At 67.0% G+C, this 24796-nt stretch carries 25 protein-coding genes; 3 read left to right on the forward strand and 22 right to left on the reverse strand.

Annotated features, from left to right (window positions below; genetic code table 11):
* Nucleotides 1-137 precede the first annotated feature (137 nt).
* Nucleotides 138-827, reverse strand: coding sequence for an RT0821/Lpp0805 family surface protein (locus DK368_RS01535; protein WP_114392074.1), 690 nt, complete (start codon nucleotides 825-827; stop codon nucleotides 138-140).
* Nucleotides 828-1003: 176 nt separating this feature from the next.
* Between DK368_RS01535 and DK368_RS01540 the strand changes: the two genes are divergently transcribed.
* Entirely contained in the window at nucleotides 1004-1432 is a 429-nt protein-coding gene (locus DK368_RS01540) for an OsmC family protein (RefSeq protein WP_114391784.1), read from the forward strand.
* On the opposite strand, the gene DK368_RS01545 is transcribed toward DK368_RS01540, so the two are convergent.
* From DK368_RS01545 to DK368_RS01555, 3 genes are read right to left on the reverse strand one after another with little or no spacing between them, the layout of a single operon-like run.
* Nucleotides 1429-2301, reverse strand: coding sequence for a DNA-3-methyladenine glycosylase family protein (locus DK368_RS01545; protein ID WP_114391785.1), 873 nt, complete (start codon nucleotides 2299-2301; stop codon nucleotides 1429-1431). The genes DK368_RS01540 and DK368_RS01545 overlap by 4 nt on opposite strands.
* Nucleotides 2298-2978 carry an ABC transporter ATP-binding protein gene (locus DK368_RS01550; protein ID WP_114391786.1) on the reverse strand — a complete coding sequence of 227 codons (681 nt, stop codon included), beginning with the start codon at nucleotides 2976-2978 and terminating at the stop codon, nucleotides 2298-2300. Before DK368_RS01550 ends, DK368_RS01545 begins: the two co-directional genes overlap by 4 nt.
* Nucleotides 2971-4215, reverse strand: a complete 1245-nt coding sequence (locus tag DK368_RS01555) for a lipoprotein-releasing ABC transporter permease subunit (RefSeq protein WP_114391787.1) — start codon at nucleotides 4213-4215, stop codon at nucleotides 2971-2973. The genes DK368_RS01550 and DK368_RS01555 overlap by 8 nt, the downstream gene beginning before the upstream one ends.
* Nucleotides 4216-4367: 152 nt before the next feature.
* Between DK368_RS01555 and DK368_RS01560 the strand changes: the two genes are divergently transcribed.
* A complete protein-coding gene (locus tag DK368_RS01560; RefSeq protein WP_114391788.1) occupies nucleotides 4368-4982 on the forward strand; it encodes a flavin reductase family protein in 615 nt (204 codons plus the stop codon).
* 60 nt (nucleotides 4983-5042) lie between these two features.
* On the opposite strand, the gene DK368_RS01565 is transcribed toward DK368_RS01560, so the two are convergent.
* From DK368_RS01565 to DK368_RS01580, 4 genes are all read right to left on the reverse strand, one after another.
* Nucleotides 5043-5225, reverse strand: a complete 183-nt coding sequence (locus DK368_RS01565) for a hypothetical protein (RefSeq protein WP_114391789.1) — start codon at nucleotides 5223-5225, stop codon at nucleotides 5043-5045.
* A 116-nt stretch (nucleotides 5226-5341) separates the two neighbouring features.
* Nucleotides 5342-6082, reverse strand: a complete 741-nt coding sequence (locus tag DK368_RS01570; RefSeq protein WP_205027995.1) for a protein-S-isoprenylcysteine O-methyltransferase — start codon at nucleotides 6080-6082, stop codon at nucleotides 5342-5344.
* Between the two features lie 122 nt (nucleotides 6083-6204).
* Nucleotides 6205-7920: an adenine deaminase gene (gene ade, locus DK368_RS01575; RefSeq protein ID WP_114391790.1), complete on the reverse strand. Its 1716-nt coding sequence runs from the start codon at nucleotides 7918-7920 to the stop codon at nucleotides 6205-6207.
* Between the two features lie 139 nt (nucleotides 7921-8059).
* Nucleotides 8060-8608, reverse strand: a complete 549-nt coding sequence (locus DK368_RS01580; protein ID WP_114391791.1) for a hypothetical protein — start codon at nucleotides 8606-8608, stop codon at nucleotides 8060-8062.
* 74 nt (nucleotides 8609-8682) lie between these two features.
* On the opposite strand from DK368_RS01580, the gene DK368_RS01585 reads away from it, so the two are divergent.
* A complete protein-coding gene (locus tag DK368_RS01585) occupies nucleotides 8683-9978 on the forward strand; it encodes an NCS2 family permease (RefSeq protein ID WP_114391792.1) in 1296 nt (431 codons plus the stop codon).
* Between the two features lie 396 nt (nucleotides 9979-10374).
* On the opposite strand, the gene DK368_RS01590 is transcribed toward DK368_RS01585, so the two are convergent.
* The 14 genes from DK368_RS01590 to nuoG all read right to left on the reverse strand — a co-directional run bounded on the left by DK368_RS01590 (nucleotide 10375) and on the right by nuoG (nucleotide 24791).
* On the reverse strand, nucleotides 10375-10944 hold the full coding sequence (locus DK368_RS01590; RefSeq protein ID WP_114391793.1) for a DNA-3-methyladenine glycosylase I: 570 nt from the start codon (nucleotides 10942-10944) through the stop codon (nucleotides 10375-10377).
* 149 nt (nucleotides 10945-11093) lie between these two features.
* Nucleotides 11094-11342 (reverse strand): DUF1467 family protein, encoded by a 249-nt coding sequence (locus tag DK368_RS01595; protein ID WP_114391794.1) that lies wholly within the window; start codon nucleotides 11340-11342, stop codon nucleotides 11094-11096.
* Nucleotides 11343-11357: 15 nt separating this feature from the next.
* Nucleotides 11358-11762, reverse strand: a complete 405-nt coding sequence (mce, locus tag DK368_RS01600; RefSeq protein ID WP_114391795.1) for a methylmalonyl-CoA epimerase — start codon at nucleotides 11760-11762, stop codon at nucleotides 11358-11360.
* A gap of 87 nt (nucleotides 11763-11849) precedes the next feature.
* Nucleotides 11850-13532 carry a ribonuclease J gene (locus tag DK368_RS01605; RefSeq protein ID WP_114391796.1) on the reverse strand — a complete coding sequence of 561 codons (1683 nt, stop codon included), beginning with the start codon at nucleotides 13530-13532 and terminating at the stop codon, nucleotides 11850-11852.
* An 11-nt stretch (nucleotides 13533-13543) separates the two neighbouring features.
* Nucleotides 13544-14338 (reverse strand): type III pantothenate kinase, encoded by a 795-nt coding sequence (locus DK368_RS01610; protein ID WP_114391797.1) that lies wholly within the window; start codon nucleotides 14336-14338, stop codon nucleotides 13544-13546.
* A 15-nt stretch (nucleotides 14339-14353) separates the two neighbouring features.
* The gene (locus DK368_RS01615; protein WP_240002284.1) at nucleotides 14354-15109 is read right to left on the reverse strand and encodes a biotin--[acetyl-CoA-carboxylase] ligase; all 756 of its coding nucleotides are present in this window, start codon (nucleotides 15107-15109) and stop codon (nucleotides 14354-14356) included.
* A gap of 34 nt (nucleotides 15110-15143) precedes the next feature.
* Nucleotides 15144-16589 (reverse strand): NADH-quinone oxidoreductase subunit NuoN, encoded by a 1446-nt coding sequence (nuoN, locus tag DK368_RS01620; RefSeq protein WP_114391799.1) that lies wholly within the window; start codon nucleotides 16587-16589, stop codon nucleotides 15144-15146.
* Between the two features lie 3 nt (nucleotides 16590-16592).
* Nucleotides 16593-18164, reverse strand: a complete 1572-nt coding sequence (locus DK368_RS01625) for an NADH-quinone oxidoreductase subunit M (protein ID WP_114391800.1) — start codon at nucleotides 18162-18164, stop codon at nucleotides 16593-16595.
* A gap of 21 nt (nucleotides 18165-18185) precedes the next feature.
* Nucleotides 18186-20120 carry an NADH-quinone oxidoreductase subunit L gene (gene nuoL, locus DK368_RS01630; RefSeq protein WP_114391801.1) on the reverse strand — a complete coding sequence of 645 codons (1935 nt, stop codon included), beginning with the start codon at nucleotides 20118-20120 and terminating at the stop codon, nucleotides 18186-18188.
* Nucleotides 20121-20124: 4 nt separating this feature from the next.
* Entirely contained in the window at nucleotides 20125-20433 is a 309-nt protein-coding gene (nuoK, locus tag DK368_RS01635) for an NADH-quinone oxidoreductase subunit NuoK (RefSeq protein WP_114391802.1), read from the reverse strand.
* A 1-nt stretch (nucleotide 20434) separates the two neighbouring features.
* On the reverse strand, nucleotides 20435-21040 hold the full coding sequence (locus DK368_RS01640) for an NADH-quinone oxidoreductase subunit J (protein ID WP_114391803.1): 606 nt from the start codon (nucleotides 21038-21040) through the stop codon (nucleotides 20435-20437).
* 105 nt (nucleotides 21041-21145) lie between these two features.
* The gene (gene nuoI / locus DK368_RS01645; protein WP_114391804.1) at nucleotides 21146-21634 is read right to left on the reverse strand and encodes an NADH-quinone oxidoreductase subunit NuoI; all 489 of its coding nucleotides are present in this window, start codon (nucleotides 21632-21634) and stop codon (nucleotides 21146-21148) included.
* A gap of 63 nt (nucleotides 21635-21697) precedes the next feature.
* Nucleotides 21698-22720 carry an NADH-quinone oxidoreductase subunit NuoH gene (nuoH, locus tag DK368_RS01650; RefSeq protein WP_114391805.1) on the reverse strand — a complete coding sequence of 341 codons (1023 nt, stop codon included), beginning with the start codon at nucleotides 22718-22720 and terminating at the stop codon, nucleotides 21698-21700.
* A 7-nt stretch (nucleotides 22721-22727) separates the two neighbouring features.
* Nucleotides 22728-24791 (reverse strand): NADH-quinone oxidoreductase subunit NuoG, encoded by a 2064-nt coding sequence (nuoG, locus tag DK368_RS01655; protein ID WP_114391806.1) that lies wholly within the window; start codon nucleotides 24789-24791, stop codon nucleotides 22728-22730.
* Between the last annotated feature and the right edge of the window lie 5 nt (nucleotides 24792-24796).

Genomic DNA, 24796 nt, shown 5'->3' on the forward strand with positions numbered 1-24796 from the left:
AAGCAACGGGGCCGGGTCCGCATCCTAGTGCCTGTCGGCGGCGGCCGCAAACGCGCACGGACGACACGGCAGAAAGGAGACGGGACGGGCCCGATCGTCAGGCCGTCCCGCCCCGCATTGCCCGATGACGGGCCGGATCACTGATCCACGATCTGCCAGGTGCCATCCGGCTGCCGGCAGGCCGTGCCATAGGCCTGCTCGCCACGGCCGCCGATGGTGACGTTCTGCTGGAACTCGCGGCAGTAACGCCCGTCCCCCGTATGTCCCTCACGCAGGGCCACCACGGTCCCGCTGGCCCCTCCGTCGGACCAGATGATGGGCTGGCCGACCGGGGCATTGGTGGCGCGGATCTGTGCCTCCTCATGCGCGCGCTGCTGCGCCTCGCTCAGGGCATCCAGCAGGGCGAAGCTGATGGCGGTGAAGCCCAGGAAGGCCAGGGCGGCATCATCGTCGTAGAAATGACCATAGCCATGGTACCAGTGCCCGTAAGGCCGGACGATCACCACGTCATGATAGACGCGCCAGCGGTCGGGCGGCAGCGTGCGCACCCAGGGCGGCGGACCCGGGCGGCGGTAGTAATAGGCTGGCGGCGGCGGGCCGGGCCGGTAATAGCCCTGCGGCGGGCCGGGACGCCAGGCTTGCGGCGGCGGGCCGCCGTGCCAGTCATGGCCGTGTCCATCACCACCATGCCAATCGCCGCCCCGCCATTCGATGGGACCCGGATTGGCCCAGCGGGGACCGTCCCGGTACTCGTGCGCCTGCACGGTGGGCGCCAGCAGCGCCAGCGCCACCGCGGTTCCGACAATGCGCTTCACCAACGTACCCATGATGACCTTGAACTCCATGACCGGTGGAAGGGAGCCCCACCGTCACTGATACGGCAGCCGCCGCCGGTCCCCGCCTGCTCCGCCGGAATAGCTGGCTTCTTCCGGTGGCAGGCTGATTGCCATCGTGCCGCCTCATCTGTTGTTCCAGTCCCCACCCAGCGACAGGAGACAGTTCCATGCCGACTCGCATCGCCCAGGCCGAATGGACCGGCGGGCTTCCCGACGGATCAGGCCGGATCAGCGTCGAAAGTCAGGCCTTCGATACGCCCTACTCCTTCCCCTCCCGCTTCGAGAGCGGCCAGGGCACCAATCCCGAGGAGTTGCTGGGCGCCAGCCACGCCGGCTGCTTCTCCATGGCGCTGGCCGCAGCCCTGGGCAAGGCCGGGTTCAAGCCGGAGCAGGTGCGCACCACGGCACGGGTGCATCTGGACAAGCAGGACGCGGGCTGGGGTGTCAGCCGCATCGACCTCGACACCAGTGCCCGCGTGCCCGGCATCGATCAGGACCGGTTCCAGGAGATCGCGGCGGAGGCCAAGCGCACCTGCCCCATCTCCCGGGCCTTGCAGGCCGTCGAGATCGGTCTCGACGCCCGGCTGGAGGATTAGGACCAGCCGGCCCAGAAATGGGCGGTGGCGAGGCTGCGCCAGGGGGCGTAGCCCGCCATCAGGGCCGCCTGCTCCGCCGGGGTGGGCCGCCGCTCCAGCCCGTGGAAGCGTTGCAGTGCCGCAGCCAGACCGGCATCGCCCACGGGCACGCAGTCGGGAAAGCCACAGGCCCGCAGCAGCAGATAGTGCCGCGTCCACGGCCCCACCCCCTTCAGCCCGGTCAACCGGGCTTCCGCCTCGGCCGGGTCGAGATCCGGCAGCGTTTCATAGTTGATGCGCCCCTCGGCCGCGGCGCGGGCCGCGCCGAGGAGATACTCGGCCTTGGCGCGGGAGAATTTGCGCCGGCCCAGATCCGCCGGATCGAGCCGGGCCACGGCCGCGGGGCCGGGATGGGCGATCATGCCGCCGGCATGGGGGCGGCCGGCCCGTTCGATCAGCGTCCGGCGCAGTTGGCCGGCGAAGCGTAGATTGACCTGCTGCCCGACAATGGCCCAGACCAGCCCCTCCCACACGGTGGCGGTCAACGGCAGCCGCAGGCCGGCCCGGTCGCCCAGCAGCCGGGCCACGGACGGGTCGCTGGCCGCCCGCCGCTCCAGGCCGGAGACATCCGCAGCCACGCCCAGCATGCGGCGCCCGATGGCCTCCAACCGCTCCACCTCGCCGGGCACAAGGCTGTCATCGCTGGACAGATGCGCCTGATCGCCGTCCGGGGTCAGACGCAGGACCACCGGCCGGTCGCCCAGCTCCACCGCCTTGAGGATGGTCCCGCCCGCCACGCGGTCGGACGGCCCGTCGGGGTCGCGGCCGTGATAGGCCAGCGCCCAGTCGGGCCGGTATCCCGGCGGCAGCGCCAGGCTGCGCCGGATCAATGCTCCACCAGCAGCCCGTCCTGCATCTCCAGCACCCGGTCCATGCGCCGGGCCAGATCGAGATTGTGGGTGGCCACCAGCGCCCCCAGCCCCTGGGTGCGCACCAGCGACTGGAACATGGCGAACACGCTTTCCGCCGTGTGCTGGTCGAGATTGCCGGTGGGCTCATCGGCGATCAGCACACGCGGCCGGTTGGCCAGGGCGCGGGCGATGGCCACGCGCTGCTGCTCACCGCCGGACAGCTGGGCCGGGCGGTGGCTGCCGCGCTGCTGCAACCCGATCAGGCCCAGCAGTTCCTGCGCCCGCCCGCGGGCCTTGGCCTTCGAGACGCCGCCGATCATCTGCGGCAGCACGATGTTCTCCTCGGCGCTGAACTCCGGCAGCAGGTGGTGGAACTGGTAGACGAAGCCGATCTTCTCCCGCCGCAGCGCCGTGCGCTCGCCGTCGCCCAGGCCGGTGACGGCGGTCCCGCCGATACGGACCTCACCGGCATCGGCGCGCTCCAGCAATCCGGCGATGTGCAGCAGGGTGGACTTGCCGGCGCCGCTGGGGCCGACCAGGGCCACCAGTTCACCGGCGCGGACGGCACAGGCCGCCCCGCGCAGCACATCCAGGGTGGCGCCGGCCTGCTTGAAGCTGCGGCGGATGCCCTCCAGGGCCAGAACCACATCACTCATAGCGCAAGGCCTCCACGGGATCGAGGCGGGCGGCCCGCCAGGCCGGATAGATCGTGGCCAGGAAGGTCAGGCCCAGGGCCATCAGCACCACCTGGGTCACCTCGCCCCAGTCGATCTTGGCCGGCAGGTGCGACAGGAAATAGATCTCGGCATTGAACAGGTCGGTCCCGGTCAGGCCCTGGATGGTCTGACGGATGCTTTCGATGTTGTCGGCGAAGGCCACGCCCAGCACCAGACCGGCCACGGTGCCGATGACGCCGATGGAGGCGCCGGCCAGGAAGAACACGCGCAGGATCATGCCACGCGTCGCCCCCATGGTGCGCAGGATGGCGATGTCGCGGCCCTTGTCCTTCACCAGCATGATCATGCTGGAAATGATGTTGAACGCCGCCACCATGATGATCAGCGACAGGATCAGGAACATGACGTTGCGTTCCACCTGAAGCGCGGTGAAGAAGCTGGCATTGGACTGCTGCCAGTCCAGGACGCGGGCCTTGCCGGCCATGGCCACGGCCATGTCCTGGCGGTAGCCGCCGATGCGGGTGGGATCGTCGACGAAGACCTCCAGCGTCGTGACCTGTTCCGGCAGCTGGAAGAAGGTCTGCGCCGCCTCCAGCGGCATGAAGATGAAGCTGTTGTCATATTCGAACATGCCGACTTCGAAGATGACGGCGACGGGATAGCTGCGCTGGCGTGGCACCGTGCCGAAGGCGGTGGCGGCGCCGCGGGGACTGAGCAGGGTGATGCGGTCACCCACGCGCAGATTGAGCCGCTGGGCCATGCGCATACCAATGGCAACCCCATCCTCGCGGAAATCGGCGGGATCGCCGGCGACGATGGACTCGGCCAGCACCGGGCGCTTCAGCAGATCCTCCGGCGCGATGCCGCGCACGACGGCACCGCTGGCGGTGCCCTGGGTGGTGACCAGGGCCTGCGCCTCCACCGACGGCATCACCAGCCGCACACCGGGCATGCTGCGCAAGCGCTCAACCAGCGGGTCGTAATCGCTCATCGGCCCGGTGGCGCCATAGACGTTGAGATGCCCGTTCAGGCCCAGCACCCGGCCCAGCAGTTCGGCCCGGAAGCCGTTCATCACGGACATGACGATGATCAGGGTGGCGACGCCCAGGGCGATGCCCAGCAGCGAGAAGCCGGCGATGACCGAGATGAACCCCTCCTGCCGACGGGCACGGAGATAGCGCATCGCGACCATGCGTTCGAAAGCGGAGAAGATCATGCGGGCCTTCGGGCCTGAAGAGGAAAGATGCGGATCGCATCGCGCTATCCCTATAGGTTGGCGGAAAGATGGCGTCCAGCCTCCTGCGGCCGGTCCGGCACTTTCAGCCGGCCGCGAAGGCGGGGCGGCCCCGGACAGGAAAAGAGGGACGGATGAGCGACTTCCACGTCTATGAGCCGGCCGCGGGCCACGGGCTGCGGCATGATCCGCTTAACGCCATCATCGCCCCGCGCCCCATCGGCTGGATTTCCAGCCGCGGGGCCGACGGGGTGGCAAACCTCGCCCCCTACAGTTTCTTCAATGCCTTCAACTACAAGCCGCCCATCATCGGATTCGCCAGCACCGGCTGGAAGGACAGTGTCCGCAACATCGAGGCCACGGGCGAATTCGCCTGGAATCTGGTCACGCGCGCCCTGGGGCCGGCCATGAATGCCAGCTCCGCCCCGGTCCCGCCGTCGGTGGACGAGTTCACCCTGGCCGGGCTGACCGCGGCGCCCTGCCGGCACATTGCCGCCCCGCGGGTGGCGGAAAGCCCGGTCGCGTTCGAATGCCGGCTGACACAGCTGATCCGCCTGACCGATGCGGCCGGCGGCGCCATCGACACCTGGCTGGTGCTGGGGGAGGTCATTACCGTGCATATCCGCACGGATCTGCTGACGGACGGCGTCTATGACACGCTGAAGGGCGACCCGCTGCTGCGCGGCGGCGGTCCCGCCGATTACTTTACCCTGGGAGAGCGGGTGCAGATGCTGCGGCCGGGCGCCTGAAGGGGCGGCGCCATGCCGCCCCTCATCGGCCCCGGGCTGATCCCGGGGCTAAACCATAGGTCACGCGGCGCGGCGCAGCGCGGCGGACGTGTGCTGACGGGTCAGTCCGATCAGCGGGCGGCGGTGCAGGGCCGCCAGGACATCATCCTGCCGCACGCCATCGCGGCGCATGAGGATCTGGACGATGGGATCGGCCAGCATTTCCTTCACGGTCAGTTCCCGGTCGGGTGCGTTACGCCCCATATTTTCCTCCTGCTCTAACGGGCTTCGGTCGTGGGGTGGGTCAAAGATGGGGGATGAGACCGGGATGTCTCAATAGTCCGGAAGGTCAGGTCCGGCCCCCCAAGCGTCGGAGGCGCTCATGGCCCGATCGAAACAGTCCGGTGCGGTTGCGCCTTCGGCCAGAGCCGACCGCTCCGGTCGGCATAGGCGTCATAGGCCGCGCCGAACCGTGCCCGCATCAGCGCCTCCTCCCGCGGCACGCGCAGATACCACATGGCGGCGAAGGCCGGGATCACAAGACTGCCGGCGATCCAGTTCTGGATCAGCAACGGCTGCGTCAGGGCGGAGATCCAGATGGCGGCATACATGGGGTGGCGGATGCGGGCATAGACCCCTTCCGTCACCAGCCGGTGGTGCAGATGCACCTCCAGCCCCGGACTCCAGTTGCGGCCGAGATCGGCGTGGCTGCGCCAGAACAGCCAGAGGAAGGGGATCTGCAGCACCGCCCCGATCAGCGTGATCCAACCCGGCAGGCGGTAATCGGCGAACAGGAACAGTCCGGTCGACAGATGCACCAGCGGCAGCACCATCATGGTCAGGAACATGCCGGCCAGCAGCGCCGTCTCCTGGCTGTCGCGGCGGGACTGCACGATGATATTGGCCCGGTTGCGGACGGAATGCGGCGTGCGGATGAGCACCATGACCAGGAAGGCCGCCAGCCAGACCAGCGCGCCCCAGCCATTGGCCTGCCAGCGCAGCAATGCCGCAGTCAACAGCATCACCATGCCCGCCATGGTCAGCAGGGCCGGCAGGCTGGTCATCATCGAGCGGGCCGGCGAGGGCCGGTCGCGCCGGGCGGTGGACAGGGGATCGGTCATGGCAGCGGTCTTCACCACGGGGAAAGAATGTCGCAGGCTCCCTTAGTTAAGAATGATTATCAAGTGCAAAATGGATAAGAAAGCCAGGATGGTCATGCCGGGTCGGCACGGCCAGGCCCGGTTCAGGCGGCGACCAGCTCGAACCGGTCCACGTCGACCAGCCCCATATCGGTGATCTTCAGATGCGGGATCACCGGCAACGGCAGGAAGGCCAGTTGCAGGAAGGGTTCGGCCAGGGGGCAGCCCATGTCCCGCACCACGCGGCGGATGGCGGCCAGTTCATGCTCGACCGTCTCGAACGGCTTCAGGCTCATCAGACCGGCCAGCGGCAGCGCCACCTCCCCGGCCACGGCCCCGTCGCGCACGACAACGAAACCGCCGCCCAACGCCAGCAGCCGGTTCACCGCCAGCGCCATCTCGGCATCGTCGCTGCCGACGACACAGATATTGTGGCTGTCATGGCCGACGCTGCTGGCCAACGCGCCGCGCCTCAGGCCGAAGCCATGGGCAAAGCCCTTGCCGATGTTGCGGGTGCGGCCATGCCGCTCCACCACGCAGATCTTCAGGATGTCGTTGTCCGGGTCGGCGTGGCGCTGACCGCCGCGGAACGGCACGGTGGCCGTCATGGCCGCCGTCAGGATCTTGCCCGGCAGCACGCCGATGACCGGCGTGGTCGGTCCCTGGGCCGGGATGGCGAAATCGCCGGCCTGGACCGGCGCGCGTTTCATGCTGTCCAGCCCCACCGGGGCCGGCGCGGTCCGCCCCTGGAACAGGTCCGGCGTCACCGGCCGTCCGGCGGAGATGACCTGGGTGACACTGCACTGATCGAGATCGTCCAGCAGCACGATGTCGGCGCGGTAACCCGGCGCCAGCAGACCGCGGTCACCCAGCCCGAAACCACGGGCCGCCGACCAGGTGGCGGCGCGGTAGACGGCGGTGCGGTCGGCCCCGCCGGCGATGGCCCGGCGGATCAGATGGTCGAGATGCCCCTCCTCCGCGATGTCCAGCGGATTGCGGTCGTCGGTGCAGAAGGCGACGAAGGGGCTGGTGGTCATGTCCACCAGCGGCGCCAGCGCATCCACATCCTTGGACACGCTGCCGTCGCGGATCAGCACCTGCATGCCCTTGGCGATCTTCTCCCGCGCCTCCTCCAGCCCGGTGCATTCATGGCAGTTGCGGATGCCGCAGGAGAGATAGGCGTTGAGGTCCTTGCCCCGGACCAGGGGGGAATGCCCGTCGATGTGGCTGCCCAGGAAGGCCGCCAGCTTGTCCAGCGTCTCCTCGTCCTTCAGCAGCACGCCGGGAAAGTTCATGAACTCGGCCAGGCCGATGACCTTGGGATGGTGGCGGTGGCGCACCAGATCGTCCGCCGTCAGCCGGGCGCCCGCCGTCTCCAGATGGGTGGCGGGCACGCAGGAACTGAGCTGCACCCGCAGGTCCAGCGCCAGGGTCCCGGCACTGTCCAGGAAATACTGCAACCCCGCCTCCCCAAGCACATTGCAGATCTCGTGCGGATCGCAGATGGCCGTGGTGGTGCCGCGGGGCAGCACACAGCGGTCGAATTCGACCGGCGGCACGCAGGTGCTTTCGCAATGCACATGGGTATCGATGAATCCCGGCACGGCGAAGCGGCCGCGGGCGTCGATCTCCACCAGCCCATCATAGCGGTCATAGGTGCCGACGATGGTGTCGCCGCAGATGGCGATGTCGGTCTCCACCAGTTCGCCCGTGGCCACGTTCAGCATCCGGGCGTTCTTCACCACCAGATCGGCGCGGCCGCGTCCAAGCGCCTGATCGATCCGGCGCTTCAGCACCGCCTTGGCTTGCGCCCGCTCCATAAAAACACTCCTCACGCTCCAGGGGATGGGACACCACGGCCCCGCTCCTTGTCACAGCACCGGGGCCGCCGATCACGACCGATCAACAGCCCCACCATCACCGAACGCGCGACACCGCCCGCTCGGCATCAAGACCCGATCATCGCCCCACCGGCCGGCCGGAGCACAGGGCCACCAGCTCCTGCTCCGCATCCGGGGTGACCGGCTTGCCGTTGAACAATACCCGGTTTCCGTCCACCGTCACCGTTCCGAGATAGGCTTCGCTGCCATAGAGGGTCTTCGGCAGGCCGAAGCGCTCGGCCAGATCCACGGTGATGCCGATCTCGATCGTCTGCGGCAGGGCGACGCCGCCGCTGCCCGGCAGGTCGGCCGGAGCCACGGCCCGGCCCTGCACATCCACCCCCGGCTTGTACTCCACATCGGCGGCAGGCTGGTGGCGCTGGACCCAACGACAGGTATCGGCGTCGACGATGATGGTGCCGGCGCGCGCTGCGGCTGCCTTCTCCTGCCGGGAAGAATCCGGCCGCGGCGCGGTGGTGACGGACGGCGGCTGTTTCGGCGGCGCCACCCAGGACGGCGCCTGGGCCGGCCGCTCGGCTTCGGCCGGCGCGCCGGCCTGAACGGATGCGGTCTGGGCGGACGCGGTCCAGGGCGCCAGCAGCGGCGCAACGGCGCAGAGACCCAGCATCCCTATGGCGCCCAGAGACTTTGCAGGGAATACTCGCATCCCGCCTTCTCCCGTCTGTTCCAGGGATTTCCCCCGTGCTGCAATCCTACTTCAAGCTCGATGAACACGGCACCAACGTGCGCACCGAGATCCTGGCCGGTTTCACCACCTTCCTGACCATGGCCTACATCATCTTCGTCAACCCGCAGATCCTGTCGGGCACGGGGATGGATGCCGGAGCCGTGTTCGTGGCCACCTGCATCGCCTCGGCCATGGGATCGCTGGTCATGGGGCTGGTGGCCAACTATCCCATCGCCCTGGCGCCCGGTATGGGGCTGAACGCCTATTTTGCCTTCACCGTGGTCGGACAGATGGGCCATCCCTGGCCGGTGGCGCTGGGCGCGGTGTTCATCTCGGGCGTCGTGTTCTTCGTTCTGACGGTGCTGCCGGTGCGCGAAGCCATCGTCAACGCCATCCCGAAAAGCCTGAAAATGGCCATTTCCGCCGGCATCGGCCTGTTTCTGGGCATCATCGCCCTGGAGAATGCCGGCTTCATCAGCGGCCATCCCACCACCCTGGTCACCCTGGGCGATATCACCCGGCCGCAGGCCATGCTGGCTGCCGGCGGCTTCCTGCTGCTGTGCGCCCTGGCGGCGCGCCGGGTCACCGGCGCTGTGGTCATCGCCATCCTGGTCACGGCTGCCGCCGGCATGCTGCTGGGCGTGACGCCGTTCAGTGGCCGCATCATGTCCCTGCCGCCCAGCGTGGCCCCGACCCTGTTCGCCATGGACCTGTCCGGTGCCCTGCATATGGGGCTGCTGACCGTGGTCTTCGCCTTCCTGTTCGTCGATCTGTTCGACAATGCCGGCACGCTGGTCGGCGTGGCCCACCGGGCCGGGCTGACCGACAAGGACGGCCGCATCCCGCGGCTGGGCCAGGCCCTGTTCGCCGACAGCACCGCCACCATGATCGGCGCCACCCTGGGCACCTCCACCGTCACCAGCTATATCGAAAGCGCCGCCGGCACCAATGTGGGCGGCCGCACCGGGCTGACGGCCGTGGTCGTGGCCCTGCTGTTCCTCGCCGCCCTGTTCCTGGCACCGCTGGCCGCCAATATCCCCGGCTATGCCACAGCACCGGCCCTGCTCTATGTGGCCTGCCTGATGGCCCGTGGCCTGACCGAGGTGGACTGGGACGACGTGACCGAGTTCGCCCCGGCGGTGGTGACGGCCCTGGCCATGCCGCTGACCTATTCCATCGCCCATGGCATCGCCTTCGGCTTCATCACCTATGCCGCCATCAAGGTGCTGACGGGCCGCTGGCGTGAGGCCGGAATCACCGTGCTGGTGCTGTCGGTTCTATTTGTCGTGAAGTTCGCCGTGGTCGGGTGAATAGTACCGATTCCGAACGGATGACAACGCTAACAAAGTTTAGGTGCAGTGCAGCAAAGCGCTTCGACTTTCCGCCCCCCGCGCCAATTCTGATAAAAGTTCTGCCAATCAGGCTCTTATCTGAAAAAATGATGGTGACGGCCCCTGCACGAGTGACTATACTCGGGGCACAAAAAGAAGCCGCGCCCATAGAGGTCGCGGCCTGAGTTTAGGGAGGAATCGCCACCAGGCGTCAGCTAAGAGGGATCAACCCTCTCAACGAATGTCAGTTTGGTCTGCACACTTTACCAAGGCAAGCCCAAAAACGTGGCTTGCCTTTTCATTTGTGCATTTTCTGGCCGATTTGCCTATATTTTATTCCATTGCCATTGCCTCACGCAGAACATTGCACCTTTTCTAGGCGCCATAACCGGTGAACCCGGCGGCCACGGCCCGTTGCCAGGGCTGATCCAGTCGATTCAAGCGCTGCTGCACCGGACAGTCGGGCCGGTGCGCTCCTGGCAAATAGCCGATGCTCATCAGGAACTCGCCCACGATCTCGCCGCCGGTGAAGCGGAAGGTCTTCTTGAACAGGGCGACCCAGGCCGGCTTAGCCCGGGGGTGATGGGCCTCCAGCCAGGCATGGAACCCGCCATGGCTGGCGCGCAGCCCCTGCAGGGTGCGGGCATTGGCGATGGCAGCCTCCACCTTCAGCCGGTTGCGGATGATGCCAGGATCGGCCAGCAGCCGTTCCACATCCTCCGGGCCGAAGGCGGCCACACGATCCACATCGAAGCCGGCATAGGCGGCGCGGAAGGCATCCCGCTTGCGCAGGATGGTCAACCAGGACAGGCCGGCCTGGTTGATCTCCAGCACCAGCCGCTCGAACAGTTCGGCCTCGCCGGTCAGCGGCAAGCCGTATTCGTCATCATGGTAAGAGCCGTGCCAGGCATGGCCGGGGGCCACATCGCAATAGGACAGGGTCATGGAAACGCTCCCGCACAGACGGGCGGCGGATGCCACGGTTCAGGGCAGCGGCGTCAACCGCCCGCCAACAGGAACAAAGATAGAACATTCATGCCAACGCCGCGACCCTGTTTGTGCGGCTGCCACCCGGTTTGGAGAGTGTGACCGGCTCAGTCCGGCCGCATCAGCGCCTGCCAGTCCAGTAGGCCGGTGGCGAACAGCGCCCATCCCGCCAGAACCAGCGCGGCCGAGATCAGGCTGGTCAGCAGGAATTTCCATTTCAGCCGGGGCTGCGCCGGAGCGCCGGGCTCATGGCCCGGTGCCGGAGTCTCACTCCGCCGCACGCCCAGGGGCAGCACGGCGAAAAGAACGACCCACCAGACGGTGAAATAGATGGCGGCCCAGGTAACCCAGCTCATCGCCCCGACACTCCGTCAGATCTGTTCCAGCTCTACCAGGGTCCCGAACAGATCCTTGGGATGCAGGAACAGCACCGGCTTGTCATGGGCGCCGATCTTGGGGTTGCCGTCGCCCAGCACGCGCAGCCCCTGCGCCTTCAGCCGGTCGCGGGCGGCCAGGATGTCCTCCACCTCGTAGCAGACATGGTGGATGCCGCCAGAGGGATTGTTGGCCAGGAACTTGGCCACCGGACTGTCCGCCCTCAGCGGATGCAGCAGCTCGATCTTGGTGTTGGGCAGCTCGACGAAGACCGTGGTCACGCCATGCGCCGGCAGGTCCAGCGGATCGCTGACCCGGGCGCCCAACGTATCGCGATAGGTGGCCGTGGCCGCGGCCAGATCCGGCACCACGATAGCCACATGGTTGAGACGACCGATCATGCTTCCTCCCCTGTTCGTTCTTCCCGAGCACCAGCGCTACGGCCACCGCCGCCGATGCGGGCGGCGGCAAGCATAGCCCATCCGCGCTCAGACGCGCACCAGATGCACGTCGGTCAGCGGCTTGCGGCCCTGACTGCCGTGGAAGGCGCGGCGGACGGCCAGGCGCGCCGCCTCCTTCACCGCCACATCATCCTGGCGGGCACCACGGGTCATGGACTCGATGGCACTGCGCACGCGCTGACCGAGATCCCTGAGTTCCTCCTCGATCTCATCCTCCTCCAGCAGCCCCATGGCCGCCACCTGCGGCTGGGCCAGCAGATCGCCCTTGGCCGACAGCACCAGCGTCACCACGGCGGCGCCGTTCTGGGCCATGCGGTGGCGGGCGCGCAGCGCCTGCCCGCCCAGCGGCACGATACGGCGGCCATCCACCACCAGCCGTCCCGCCGGCACCTGCCCGACCATGGCGGCCGGCCCCGGGGCCAGCCGGATCAAGGCGCCATCCTCGGGGATCAGCGCCTGGGGGACCTGACAATCGCGGGCCAGTTGGGCATGGGCCTCGAGATGGCGGTGCTCGCCATGCACCGGCACGGCAATGGCCGGCCGCACCCACTGGTACATGCTGATCAGCTCATCCCGCGCCGGATGGCCGGAGACATGGACGAAGGCGTCGTCGGCCGTCACCACCTCGACCCCGCGCTTGATCAGCGCGTTCTGGATGCGGGCGATGGACTTCTCATTGCCGGGGATCTCGCGGGCGGAGAAGATCACCGTGTCGCCGGACTCAAGATCCACGTCGGGATGATCGCCGGCGGCGATGCGGGCCAGGGCCGCGCGCGGCTCCCCCTGGCTGCCGGTGCAGATCATCACCAGCCTCTCACGCGGGATGAAGCCGGCCTCCTGCTCGGTCAGGAAGGGCGGAAGATCGTCCAGATAGCCGGTGGCGCGCGCCACCTCGTCGATGCGGCGCAGCGAGCGCCCGACCAGGGCCACCTGCCGGTCATTGGCCTGGGCCGCCTTGGCGATGGAATGCAGCCGGGCCACATTGCTGGCGAAGCAGGCCACGGCGATGCGGTGGGGATAGCGGCCGAACAGCTGGGTCAGGCTGTCGCGCACCGCGGCTTCCGACCCGGAGACGCCGGGAACCAGGGCGTTGGTGCTGTCGCAGATCAGCGCCGTCACCCCCTGATGGCCCAAGGCCTTCAGCGCCGCCTCATCGGCGGTGGGGCCGATGATGGGGGCCGGGTCCAGCTTCCAGTCGCCGCTGTGCAGCACGGTGCCGGCCGCCGTGCGGATCACCAGCGCGTTGGGCTCGGGAATGGAATGGGTGACGGTGATGAATTCCAGATCGAAGGGGCCGAGCTGGAAGCGCCCGCCCAGCGGCACCTCGATGATGGGCACCGCCTTGCGCAGCCCCTTCTCGTCCAGCTTGGTGCGCAGGAACTCGGCGGTGAAGGGCGTGCAATAGACGGGGCAGCGCAGATCCTCCCACAGGTGCGGCACGGCCCCCAGATGGTCCTCATGCGCATGGGTCAGGACCAGCCCAACCAGATCGTCCAGCCGATCCTCGATGAAGCCGGTGTCGGGCAGGATGAGGTCGATGCCCGGCGTGCTCTCGTCCCCGAAGCTCACCCCCAGATCCACCATCAGCCATTTGCCGGCATGGCTGTAGAGGTTGAGGTTCATCCCGATTTCCCCGGACCCGCCCAGGGGCAGGAAGTACAGGGCCTCGGGATCGATGGAGTCGGTGTCGGACGTGGCGCGATCGGTCATGGATACCTGGATCAAGGGGCCTTCTGGCCCTGGTTGCGTTGATGGATGAGCAGCAGGCCGCGGAGGGTCAGGTCGCCGTCGATGACATCGACCAGATCCGTCCCTTCGGCAAACACGCGGACAAGGCCGCCGGTGCCAATCACAGTAACCCTGGGCGTCCCGCTGGGCGACAGTTCCGCGCGGATACGGCGCAGGATTCCCTCGATCATGCTGGTATAGCCCCAGAACATGCCGGATTGCATGGCCCCGACCGTGCTTTTGCCGATGACCCGGCCCGGCCGGGCGATATCCACCTTGGGCAGCTGCGCCGCCACCCGGTGCAGCGCGTCCAGCGACAGGGCCGGCCCCGGTGCGATGACGCCACCGGCGAAATTGCCCTCGGCATCGACCACGTCGAACGTGGTGCCGGTGCCGATATCCAACACCACCAGCGGCGCGGAATAGCGTTCCACGGCCGAGACGGCATTGGCCAGCCGGTCGGCCCCGGCCTCGCGCGGATTGTCGATGCGGATCTCGATCCCCAGCTTCACCGCCGGATCGCCCACGCGCATGGGCCGGCAGGCGAAATGGTCCTCGCACAGACGGACCAGCGTATGGGTCTGCGACGGCACCACCGAGGAAAGGATGGCGGCCTTGATGTCGCGCGGCGCCAGCCCCTTCATCGTCATCAGCGCCGTCAGCCAGACGGCGTATTCGTCCGCCGTCCGCCGCCCGTCGGTGGAGATGCGCCAGTGTCCGCGCTTCTCCTCCCCGTCGAACACGGCGAAAACCACATTGGTGTTGCCGGCATCAATGGCCAACAGCATCGGACCGCCCCCTTCTCAGGCGAAGAACACATCGCCGGCGGTGACGCGGCGCAGCCCGTCCCCCGTTTCCACCAGCAGGCCGCCCTCGGCATCGAGATCGATGAAGCGGCCCTCGAATTGCCCATCCTGCAACCGGACGGTGATGGGACCGCCGAGGCCAAAGGCCGCATTGCGCCACGCCGCGCGGACAGGCGCGAACCCCTGCTGCCGGAACCGCGCATACCAGGCAGCGAAGGAGGAGGCATAGCGGCCGAGCACCACGGCCACGTCAAGCTCCGCCGCCCCGGCCGCGGCCAGCGAGGTGGCGGCATAGGGCAGCCCCTCCGGCCGGTGGGCCACATTGATCCCCACCCCCAGCACCAGCCAGTCGAGCCGGCCGGCGGCGCCGGCCTCCGACTCCAGCAGGATGCCGGAAATCTTGGCCCCGTCCACCAGCACGTCGTTGGGCCATTTCAGCTGCGGCCGGCCGGGGATCAGGGCCGACACCGCCTCGGCCACAGCGATGGCAGCGACGAAGGACACCAGCGCCGCCGCCGCCGCTGGCATGTCCGGCCGCAGGATCAGGCTGCAATAAAGGTTGCCCGGCGGCGAGGTCCAGACGCGCCCGCGCCGGCCGCGCCCCCCGGTCTGACGCAGCGCCCAGACCAGCGTTCCTTCCAGCGCACCGGAGCGGGCCAGCTCCTTGGCCTCGTCATTGGTGCTGCCGCAGCTGTCCAGGGACACCAGACGGAAAAACGCGGGCAGCCCGCCTGCCCGCGTTTCCTCCATCATGCCGTTCGGTTCCGGCCCGGCCATTGCGGCAGGATCAGCCGTGGAACAGGGCGGCCGCCGCGGCCCCGGCGCCGCTCAGCAGCGGCTCGGCAAACAGGTAGAACACCGGGAAGATGAACAGGGCGGTGCCCGTCATCACCAGCGCCGCCGCGCGGCCCGGCCGCTCCAGCGGCTCCACCAGATCATCGAAGTACATGACCTTGATGATGCGGAGATAATAGTAGCAGCTGGCCACGCTGGTCAGCACGCCCAGGATGGCCAGACCGTACAGGCCGGCCTGGATCGCCGACATGAAGACGTAGAACTTGCCGAAGAAGCCGGCCAGCGGCGGCACACCCGCCATGGAGAACATGAACATGGCCATGGCAAAGGCCATCAGCGGATGGCTTTTCGACAGGCCGGCCAGATCGGAGATGCGCTCCACCATGCGGCCCTGCTGGCGCATCGACAGGATGATGGCGAAGGTGCCGACATTCATGGCCAGATAGATGGCCAGATAGATCAGGACGCCGCGCACACCTTCCTGCGACCCGGCAGCCAGACCCACCAGCGCGTAGCCGATATGGCCGATGGAGCTGTAGGCCATCAGACGCTTGATGTTGGTCTGCTGGATGGCCGCCAGCGCGCCGATGATCATCGAGGCCAGCGAGCAGAACCAGATCACCTGCTGCCACTGCGGCAGCAGATGGCCGAACGGCTCGGTCAGCACGCGGATGAACAGGCTCATGGCCGCCACCTTCGGCGCCACCGCGAAGAAGGCGGTGACGCTGGTCGGGGCGCCCTCATACACGTCCGGCGTCCACATGTGGAACGGCACGGCCGAGATCTTGAAGGCCAGACCGGCAGCCACGAACACCATGCCCACGATCACGCCCAGCGGCGGGGTGGCGCCACCGGCGAACATCACAGCCAGACGGTCGAAGCTGGTGGTGCCGGTGAAGCCATAGACCAGCGACGCGCCATAGAGCAGCAGACCGGACGACAGTGCGCCCAGCACGAAGTATTTCAGACCCGCTTCGGACGACTTGGCCACGTCGCGGCGGAAGGCGGCGACGACATAGAGCGACAGGCTCTGCAGCTCCAGCCCGATATAGAGCGAGATCAGGTTGTTGGCCGACACCATGGCCAGCATGCCGAGGGTGGCGAACACCAGCAGCACCGGATACTCGAACCGGGCCAGCTGCTCCCGCTCCAGATAGTTCATGGAGAGGATGATCGACAGGGCCGAGGCCGTGACGATCAGCAGCTTGGCGAAGATGCCGAAGGCATCGCTGACGAACAGGCCGCTGAAGGTCACCGCCCGCTCCGCCGGTCCCTGGACCAGCAGGACGCCGACGACCACAAGAGCCGCCACCGCCAGCCAGGAGACCAGCCGCAGGCTGCCCTCACCCCGGAACACGCCGATCATCAGCAGGGCCATGCCGGCACAGGCCAGCACGATCTCCGGCAGGGCGGGAAGAAGGTCGGGAAGAGTCTGCATGGCTCAGTTCTCGCTCGCGTTGACGGCCGCGGCAGGGGCAACGGTCTCGATGGATGCGGCCTGCACCGGGGCGGGCGCCGTCAGGCCGGCGGCCTGGAGCGATGCCTGATGGTCGGTGAGGATCTTCTCCACCGTGGGCATGTACACATCCTTGAAGCTGGCGGGATAGACACCCATGATCAGCACGATGGCGATCAGCGGGGCGAAATAGGCCATCTCCTGCCAGCTGAGGTCGGGCATGGCCTTGACCTCGGGCTTGTCCAGCTTGCCGAAGAACAGCATGCGGTACAGCAGCAGCATGTAGGCGGCCCCCAGGACCAGGCCGGTGGCGGCGAAGAATGCCACCCAGGTGTTGACCTGGAACGCCCCCAGCATGGTCAGGAACTCACCGACGAAGCCGCTGGTGCCGGGCAGGCCGACCGAGGCCAGCATGAACACCATGAACACCACGGCATAGCGCGGCATGTTGTGGGCCAGGCCGCCATAGGCCGCCATCTCGCGGGTATGCAGCCGGTTGTAGGCGACGCCGATGCACAGGAACAGCGCGGCCGAGACCACGGTGTGGCTGAGCATCTGGAACATGGCGCCGTCCAGTCCCTGATGGTTCATGGTGAAGATGCCCATGGTCACATAGCCCATGTGCGCCACCGAGCTGTAGGCGATCATCTTCTTCATGTCGGTCTGCGCCAGTGCCACCAGCGAGGCGTACATGATGGCGACGACCGACAGCACGAAGACGAAGTCGGTGGCCCAGGCGGTGCCGACGGGCAGCATCTGCACATTGGCACGGATCAGGCCGTAGCCGCCCATCTTCAGCATGACACCGGCCAGCATGACCGAACCCGCCGTCGGCGCCTCCACATGGGCGAAGGGCAACCAGGTGTGCAGCGGCCAGATCGGGGTCTTCACCGCGAAGGCGATGAAGAAGGCCACCCACAGCCACTTCTGCAGATCGGATGCGAACTGGTAGTCCAGCATCACCCGCATATCCATCGTGCCGGTGGTCAGATACATGGCCAGGATGGCCAGCAGCATCAGCACGGACCCGATGAAGGTGTAGAGGAAGAACTTGTAGGCGGCGTAGACGCGCTGCGGACCGCCCCAGACGCCGATGAGCAGGAACATCGGCAGCAGGACGCCTTCGAAGAACAGGTAGAAGAGCACGAAGTCGAGCGCGGTGAACATGCCGACCATCATGGTCTCAAGCACCAGCAGCGCGATCATGAACTCCTTCACCCGCTTCTCGACCGAAGTCCAGGAGGCGAGCACGCAGATCGGCGTCAGGAAGGTGGACGCCAGGACGAACCAGATCGACACACCGTCCACGCCCTTGATGTAGGCGATCTTGTAGGACGGCAGCCAAGCGTATTCCTCCACCAGCTGGAAGCCGGGGTTGGAGGGGTCGAAGTTCGTCAGGATGAACAGCGAGATGATGAAGGTGATCAGCGACGTCCACAGGGCGACGGCGCGCGCATTGCGCGCCACCGTCTCCGCATCGCCGCGGATCACCAGGATGAAGAACGCGCCGACGAGCGGAAGGAACGTCGTCAGCGTGAGGATCGGCAAGTCCGCCATGTTTCGACTACTCCCCTACCCTCAGCGGAACCAGAACCAACCGACCAGCGCAACCACGCCGATCACCATCACGAAGGCATAGTGGAACACGTATCCGGTCTGCAGCCGGCTGGCGACCACCGACAGGCCGCGGGTGACGCGGGCGGCGCCGTCGGGTCCGAACCCGTCGATCACCACCTGATCGCCCCCCTTCCACAGGCCGAAGCCCAGGGCCATGGCCGGCTTCACGAACAGGGCGTTGTACAGCTCGTCGAAATAGTACTTGCGGAAGACGATGCCGTGCAGCGACCGGAAGGCGCCGACGAACTGGCCGGGCAGATCCGGCTTGATCATGTAGAACAGATAGGCCAGGGCGATGCCGATCAGGCCGGCGATGAAGGGCGACAGCGGCACCCAGGCCGGCACATGGTGGGCCGCGTCGATGATGGTGCCGTGCTCGCCGGCGCGCATCAGGATGCTCTCGCCCCAGAACTCGGCCCAGTCATGGCCGACGAACCAGTCATAGGCGACCCAGCCCGAGAACAGGGCACCGACGGCCAGCACGCACAGCGGCAGCAGCATGACCAGCGGGCTTTCATGCACATGGGCCATGACCGTCTCGTTGGCGCGCGGGCGGCCATGGAAGGTCAGGATCAGCAGGCGCCAGGAATAGAAGGCGGTCATCAACGCCGCACCCAGGCCCAGCCAGAAGGCGAAGCTGCCGGCGGCGGTGTGCTTGGCGTAGGCCACCTCCAGGATCATGTCCTTGGAGTAGTAGCCGGCGAAGAACGGGATGCCGGCCAGGGCCAGATTGCCGATCCACATCATAACGTAGGTGACGGGGATCAGCTTCCAGATACCGCCCATGTTGCGCATGTCCTGCTCGTCGGACATGGCATGGATCACCGAGCCGGCGCCCAGGAACAGCAGCGCCTTGAAGAAGGCATGGGTCATCAGGTGGAACACGGCGGCCGGATAGGCGCCGACACCGATGGCGAAGAACATGTAGCCCAGCTGGGACATCGTCGAATAGGCGATGACGCGCTTGATGTCGAACTGGGTCATGCCGATGGTGGCGGCGACGATAGCCGTCAGCGCCCCCATCACGGTGACGAAGGACAGCGCCGCGGGCGCATACTCGAACACCGGGCTCATGCGGGCCAGCATGAACACGCCGGCCGTCACCATGGTGGCTGCGTGGATCAGCGCCGACACCGGGGTCGGGCCTTCCATGGCGTCCGGCAGCCAGGTGTGCAGCCCCAGCTGGGCCGACTTGCCCATGGCGCCGACAAACAGCAGCAGGCAGGCGCAGGTCAGCGCATGCACCTGGAAGCCCAGGAAGTTGATGCTCAGATCGGCCTTGGCGGCCACCTGGGCGAAGATCTGGTCGAACTGGATGGTCCCGAAGATCAGGAACACCGCCATGATGCCCAGCGCGAAGCCGAAGTCACCCACGCGGTTCACCAGGAACGCCTTCATCGAGGCGTCGTTGGCGCTGGTCTTGTGGAACCAGAAATTGATCAGCAGGTAGGAGGCCAGACCGACGCCCTCCCAGCCGAAGAACATCTGCAGCAGATTGTCCGCCGTCACCAGCATGAGCATCATGAAGGTGAACAGGCTGAGATAGGCCATGAAGCGGGCCTTGCTCGGATCATGGCTCATATAGCCGACCGAGTAGACATGGACCATGGCCGACACGCCGTTGACCACCACCAGCATGACGGCGGTCAGGGTATCGAGGCGCAGCGCCCAGCTCACTTCGAAGCTGCCGCTGTCGATCCAAGTGAACAGCTCGACGGTGCGGGCCGCCTCGGGACCGCCCAGGCCGATCTGCATGAACAGCATCACGGAGATGGCGGCCGCGGCCAGAACCGCGGCACAGGTGACGATCTGCGCGCCACGGTCGCCGATGAAGCGACCGAAGAAGCCGGCGATGAAGGCGGCGGCCAGCGGCAGGAAGATGGCAGCGATTTCCATGCCCTCAGCCCTTCATCATGTTGATGTCTTCCACCGCGATCGTGCCGCGGTTGCGGAAGTAGACGACAAGGATGGCCAGGCCGATGGCCGCTTCCGCGGCGGCGACGGTCAGGATGAACATGGTGAAGATCTGGCCGACCAGGTCACCCAGGAAGGCGGAGAAAGCCACCAGATTGATGTTGACGGCCAACAGGATCAGCTCGATCGACATCAGGATGATGATCACGTTCTTGCGGTTGAGGAAGATGCCGAACACGCCCAGCGTGAACAGCATGGCCGCAACTGTGAGATAGTGGGACAGGCCGATTTCCATCTCAGACGCCCCCCCGCGTCGGAACCTTGCGAATGGCGACCACGTCGCTGCGCTTCCGGTCCAGCTGCTGGGCGATCTGCTGCCGGCGCACACCGGCACGGTGGCGCAGCGTCAGCACGATGGCGCCGATCATGGCCACCAGCAGGATCAGGCCCGAGGCCTGGAAGGCATAGACATAGTCGGTGTAGAGCACACGCCCGATGGCCTCGGTGTTGGACACCGCCGCGGCCGGAGCCGCCGTCGCCACGCCGGCGCCGGGCTGCACATAGTGCAGGGCGACCAGCGCCACCAGCTCCACGGCCAGGATCAGGCCGACGATGATCCCCACCGGCAGGTTCTGCAGGAACCCCGATCGCAGCTGCTGGAAGTCGATATCCAGCATCATGACGACGAAGAGGAACAGCACCGCCACGGCGCCGACATAAACGATGACCAGGATGAAAGCGACGAATTCAGCCCCGATCAGCACGAACAGACCCGCGGCGTTGAAGAACGCCAGGATCAGGAACAGCACCGAGTGGACCGGATTCTTGGCCGTGATCACCCGCACGGCTGATGCCAGCAGGATGGTCGCGAACGCGTAGAACGCGAGTGCGGTCAAGGTCATGGTTACGCCGCCTCCGGCGCGGAACGTGGACAGGACGGGATCACGGAGAGCACTCCGGGCGAAGGGAAATTCGGCTCCCCGAAAGGTTCGGGAAGCCGGGGCTTTTTAGCGGTATGGGGCGTCCGCCGCAATGTTGGAGGCAAGCTGCGCCTCCCACCGGTCCCCGTTCGAAAGCAGCTTCTCCTTGTTGTAGAAGAGCTCCTCGCGGGTCTCGGTGGCGAATTCCAGGTTCGGCCCCTCGACGATGGCATCGACCGGGCAGGCCTCCTGGCACAGACCGCAATAGATGCATTTCGTCATGTCGATGTCGTAGCGCGTGGTGCGGCGGGAGCCGTCCTCACGCGGTTCGGCCTCGATGGTGATGGCGAGCGCCGGGCACACCGCCTCGCACAGCTTGCAGGCGATGCAGCGCTCTTCCCCGTTGGGATAGCGCCGCAGGGCGTGCTCGCCGCGGAAGCGCGGGCTGATGGGCCCCCGCTCATACGGGTAGTTGATCGTGGCCCGCGGGCGGAACATGTAGCTGAAGGTCAGCGCCATGCCCTTCACCAGCTCGGTCAGGAACAGGCCGCGTGCCGTACGGTCAAGCAGGGCCATCACTTACCTCCTTACCCCTTTGAAGCGAGGGGGCCGTCCGGCCCCCTGCCCCAGGACTTAGTCTCAGGTCGTCGGCAGCAGGTCGAAATAGACCAGGACGCCGGCCGTCAGCACCACCCAGATCAGCGAGAACGGCAGGAAAACCTTCCAGCCCAGCCGCATCAGCTGGTCGTAGCGGTAGCGCGGCAGCGTGGCACGCACCCAGATGAAGAAGAACAGGACCAGCACGATCTTCAGGATGAACCAGATCGGCCCGGGCAGCCAGTTGAACGGCGCGATGTCCAGCGGCGGCAGCCAGCCGCCCAGGAACAGGACCGAGGTCAGCGCGCTCATCAGGATCATGTTGATGTATTCGCCCAGGAAGAACATGGCGAAGCTCATCGACGAATATTCGACGAAGAAGCCGCCGGACAGTTCCGACTCGCCTTCCGGCAGGTCGAAGGGCGCGCGATTGGTTTCCGCCAGGGCCGAGACGAAGAACACCACGAACATCGGGAACAGCGGGATGCAGAACCAGACGGTCCTCTGCGCTTCCACGATCTTCGACAGGTTCAGCGACCCGACACAGAGCAGAACGGTGATGATGACGAGGCCGATGGAGACCTCATAGCTGACCATCTGCGCCGCCGAGCGCAGACCGCCCAGGAACGAGTACTTCGAGTTCGAGGCCCAGCCCGCCATGATGATGCCATAGACACCCAGCGAACTGATGGCGAACAGGTAGAGCACGCCCACATTGATGTTGGCCAGCACCAGCCCCTCGCCGAACGGGATCACCGCCCAGGCCACCAGAGCCAGCAGGAAGGTCAGCATCGGCGCCGCCAGGAACACCATACGGTTGGCGCCGGACGGGATGATGGTTTCCTTCGCCAGCAGCTTGAGACCGTCGGCGAAGGGCTGCAGCAGGCCGAAGGGGCCGACCAGGGCCGGGCCCTGGCGCAGCTGCATGGCGCCCAGCACCTTGCGTTCCATATAGGTCAGCATGGCCATGCCGACCAGCAGCGGCACCACGATGGCCAGGATGGCCGCCACGATGCGCACGACAACGGGCAGGTCGCCCCACAAGCTCGTCAGATACTCACCCATCGTCCGGTCACTCCGCGGCGGCCGGCACCGCCGGCTTCAGGAAGGCCTCGGTGCACTTGGCCATGGTGACCGACGCGCGGCTGATCGGGTCGGTCATGTAGAAATTCTCGATCGGCGAGATGAAGTGCCCGCCGCCGATCTCGCCCGCCGTGCCGAAGGCCACCCAGGGGGCCGGCACGATGGTGTCGATCTGGCCGAACACCGGGTTCACCGAGACCAGATGCTGGCGCAGCTGGGACAGGGTGTCATAGGGCAGCGTCTTGCCCAGCTCGGCCGACAGGGCACGCAGGATCTTCCAGTCCTCGCGGGCCTCGCCCAGCGGGAACACGGCCATGCGGGCCTGCTGCACCCGGCCTTCGGTGTTGACGTAGGTGGCGTTCTTCTCGGTGTAGGCCGCACCCGGCAGGATCACGTCGGCGCGGTGGGCACCGCGGTCGCCATGGTGGCCCTGGTAGATGACGAAGGCCTTGCCGAACTTGTCGCCAGGGATCTCATCGGCCCCCAGCAGATACACAACCTCGATCTCGCCGGACTGGCAGCCGGCCAGGATGCCGGCCAGATCGCGGCCGCCGGCCTGGGGCACGAAGCCCACATCCAGGGCACCGACGCGGCCCGCCGCGGTGTGCAGCAGGTTGAAGCCGTTCCAATCCTCGCGGATGGCGCCGACCGCCTCGGCCAGGGTGCGGACCGCCGCCTGCACCGCCGCACCGTCCGGGCGGCGCAGCGCGCCCATGCCCAGGATGATCAGCGGGTTCTTGGCCGCCTTCAGCACCTCGAGGAACGGATGCGTCCCGGCAGCCAGCGCCGCCAGCTCGGCCCCACCCTCGCCCAGATAGGTCGTGGGATAGGTCAGATCGAAATTCTGCCCCAGCACGCCCACATGCTTCAGGCCACCGGTCAGGTAGCGCTTGCGGATGCGGGCATTGACCAGCGGCGCATCCCAGCGGGGATTGGCGCCGATGATCAGCACGGCGTCGGCCTGCTCGATACCGGCGATGGTGCTGTTGAAGACGTAGCCGGCGCGGGCCGACACGTCGAACCTGGCGCCGTCCTGGCGGCATTCCAGGTTCGGGCTGCCCAGGGCCTGCATCAGCTGCTTCAGCGCCAGGGTCGATTCCACATCGGCCAGATCGCCGGCCAGGGCGGCCATGCGGGTGCCCGCCACGCCCGACAGGCGCTGGGCGATGACAGCGAAGGCCTCGGCCCAGCTGGCTGGCTTCAGCTTGCCGTCGGCGCCGCGCACATAGGGGCGGTCCAGTCGCTGCCGCTTCAGCCCGTCATGGCTGTAGCGGGTCTTGTCGCTGATCCACTCCTCGTTGATGTCCTCGTGCAGGCGGGGCTGCACGCGCATCACCTCGGGGCCGCGGGTATCGACGCGGATGTTGGAGCCCACGGCGTCCAGCACATCGATGGTCTCGGTCTTGCGCAGCTCCCAGGGGCGGGCCGTGAAGCTGTAGGGCTTGCTGGTCAGCGCCCCCACCGGGCAGACATCGACCAGATTGCCGGACAGTTCGGAGGCGATGCCGGCCTCCAGGGCCGGCGTGATCTCCAGATGCTCGCCGCGGTTCAGTCCGCCGAGGGCCGACACGCCCGCGATCTCATCCATGAAGCGGATGCAGCGCGTGCAATGGATGCAGCGGGTCATGAAGGTCTTGATCAGCGGCCCCATGTCCTTGTCCTTGACCGCCCGCTTGTTCTCGGCGAAGCGGCCGCGGTCGTAGCCATAGGACACGGCCTGGTCCTGCAGGTCGCACTCGCCGCCCTGATCGCAGATCGGGCAATCCAGCGGGTGGTTGACCAGCAGGAATTCCATCACGCCCTTGCGGGCCTTGTGCACCGTCTCGGTGTTGGTCTTGACCACCATGCCCTCGCCGGCCGGCATGGCGCAGGACGCCACCGGCTTGGGCGAGCGCTCGATCTCGACCAGGCACATGCGGCAGTTGGCCGGAACGGACAGGCGTTCGTGGTAGCAGAAGCGCGGAACCTCGATCCCGAGCTGTTCGCAGGCCTGGAGCACGGACGTGCCCGGCGCGACTTCGATCTCGATGCCGTCGATGGTGAGTTTGGGCATGGTCT

This window comes from Oleisolibacter albus (assembly GCF_003336875.1).
Classification (GTDB): Bacteria; Pseudomonadota; Alphaproteobacteria; order Azospirillales; family Azospirillaceae; genus Niveispirillum; species Niveispirillum album.

What these genes read in the sequence shown, in the direction of transcription:
- DK368_RS01535 (WP_114392074.1), bottom strand. Translation starts at nt 827, where the DNA reads ATGGGTACGTTGGTGAAGCGCATTGTCGGAACCGCGGTGGCGCTGGCG.
- DK368_RS01540 (WP_114391784.1), top strand. Translation starts at nt 1,004, where the DNA reads ATGCCGACTCGCATCGCCCAGGCCGAATGGACCGGCGGGCTTCCCGAC.
- DK368_RS01550 (WP_114391786.1), bottom strand. Translation starts at nt 2,978, where the DNA reads ATGAGTGATGTGGTTCTGGCCCTGGAGGGCATCCGCCGCAGCTTCAAG.
- DK368_RS01555 (WP_114391787.1), bottom strand. Translation starts at nt 4,215, where the DNA reads ATGATCTTCTCCGCTTTCGAACGCATGGTCGCGATGCGCTATCTCCGT.
- DK368_RS01560 (WP_114391788.1), top strand. Translation starts at nt 4,368, where the DNA reads ATGAGCGACTTCCACGTCTATGAGCCGGCCGCGGGCCACGGGCTGCGG.
- DK368_RS01565 (WP_114391789.1), bottom strand. Translation starts at nt 5,225, where the DNA reads ATGGGGCGTAACGCACCCGACCGGGAACTGACCGTGAAGGAAATGCTG.
- DK368_RS01570 (WP_205027995.1), bottom strand. Translation starts at nt 6,082, where the DNA reads ATGACCGATCCCCTGTCCACCGCCCGGCGCGACCGGCCCTCGCCGGCC.
- ade (WP_114391790.1), bottom strand. Translation starts at nt 7,920, where the DNA reads ATGGAGCGGGCGCAAGCCAAGGCGGTGCTGAAGCGCCGGATCGATCAG.
- DK368_RS01580 (WP_114391791.1), bottom strand. Translation starts at nt 8,608, where the DNA reads ATGCTGGGTCTCTGCGCCGTTGCGCCGCTGCTGGCGCCCTGGACCGCG.
- DK368_RS01590 (WP_114391793.1), bottom strand. Translation starts at nt 10,944, where the DNA reads ATGACCCTGTCCTATTGCGATGTGGCCCCCGGCCATGCCTGGCACGGC.
- DK368_RS01595 (WP_114391794.1), bottom strand. Translation starts at nt 11,342, where the DNA reads ATGAGCTGGGTTACCTGGGCCGCCATCTATTTCACCGTCTGGTGGGTC.
- mce (WP_114391795.1), bottom strand. Translation starts at nt 11,762, where the DNA reads ATGATCGGTCGTCTCAACCATGTGGCTATCGTGGTGCCGGATCTGGCC.
- DK368_RS01605 (WP_114391796.1), bottom strand. Translation starts at nt 13,532, where the DNA reads ATGACCGATCGCGCCACGTCCGACACCGACTCCATCGATCCCGAGGCC.
- DK368_RS01610 (WP_114391797.1), bottom strand. Translation starts at nt 14,338, where the DNA reads ATGCTGTTGGCCATTGATGCCGGCAACACCAATGTGGTTTTCGCCGTG.
- DK368_RS01615 (WP_240002284.1), bottom strand. Translation starts at nt 15,109, where the DNA reads ATGATGGAGGAAACGCGGGCAGGCGGGCTGCCCGCGTTTTTCCGTCTG.
- nuoN (WP_114391799.1), bottom strand. Translation starts at nt 16,589, where the DNA reads ATGCAGACTCTTCCCGACCTTCTTCCCGCCCTGCCGGAGATCGTGCTG.
- DK368_RS01625 (WP_114391800.1), bottom strand. Translation starts at nt 18,164, where the DNA reads ATGGCGGACTTGCCGATCCTCACGCTGACGACGTTCCTTCCGCTCGTC.
- nuoL (WP_114391801.1), bottom strand. Translation starts at nt 20,120, where the DNA reads ATGGAAATCGCTGCCATCTTCCTGCCGCTGGCCGCCGCCTTCATCGCC.
- nuoK (WP_114391802.1), bottom strand. Translation starts at nt 20,433, where the DNA reads ATGGAAATCGGCCTGTCCCACTATCTCACAGTTGCGGCCATGCTGTTC.
- DK368_RS01640 (WP_114391803.1), bottom strand. Translation starts at nt 21,040, where the DNA reads ATGACCTTGACCGCACTCGCGTTCTACGCGTTCGCGACCATCCTGCTG.
- nuoI (WP_114391804.1), bottom strand. Translation starts at nt 21,634, where the DNA reads ATGGCCCTGCTTGACCGTACGGCACGCGGCCTGTTCCTGACCGAGCTG.
- nuoH (WP_114391805.1), bottom strand. Translation starts at nt 22,720, where the DNA reads ATGGGTGAGTATCTGACGAGCTTGTGGGGCGACCTGCCCGTTGTCGTG.
- nuoG (WP_114391806.1), bottom strand. Translation starts at nt 24,791, where the DNA reads ATGCCCAAACTCACCATCGACGGCATCGAGATCGAAGTCGCGCCGGGC.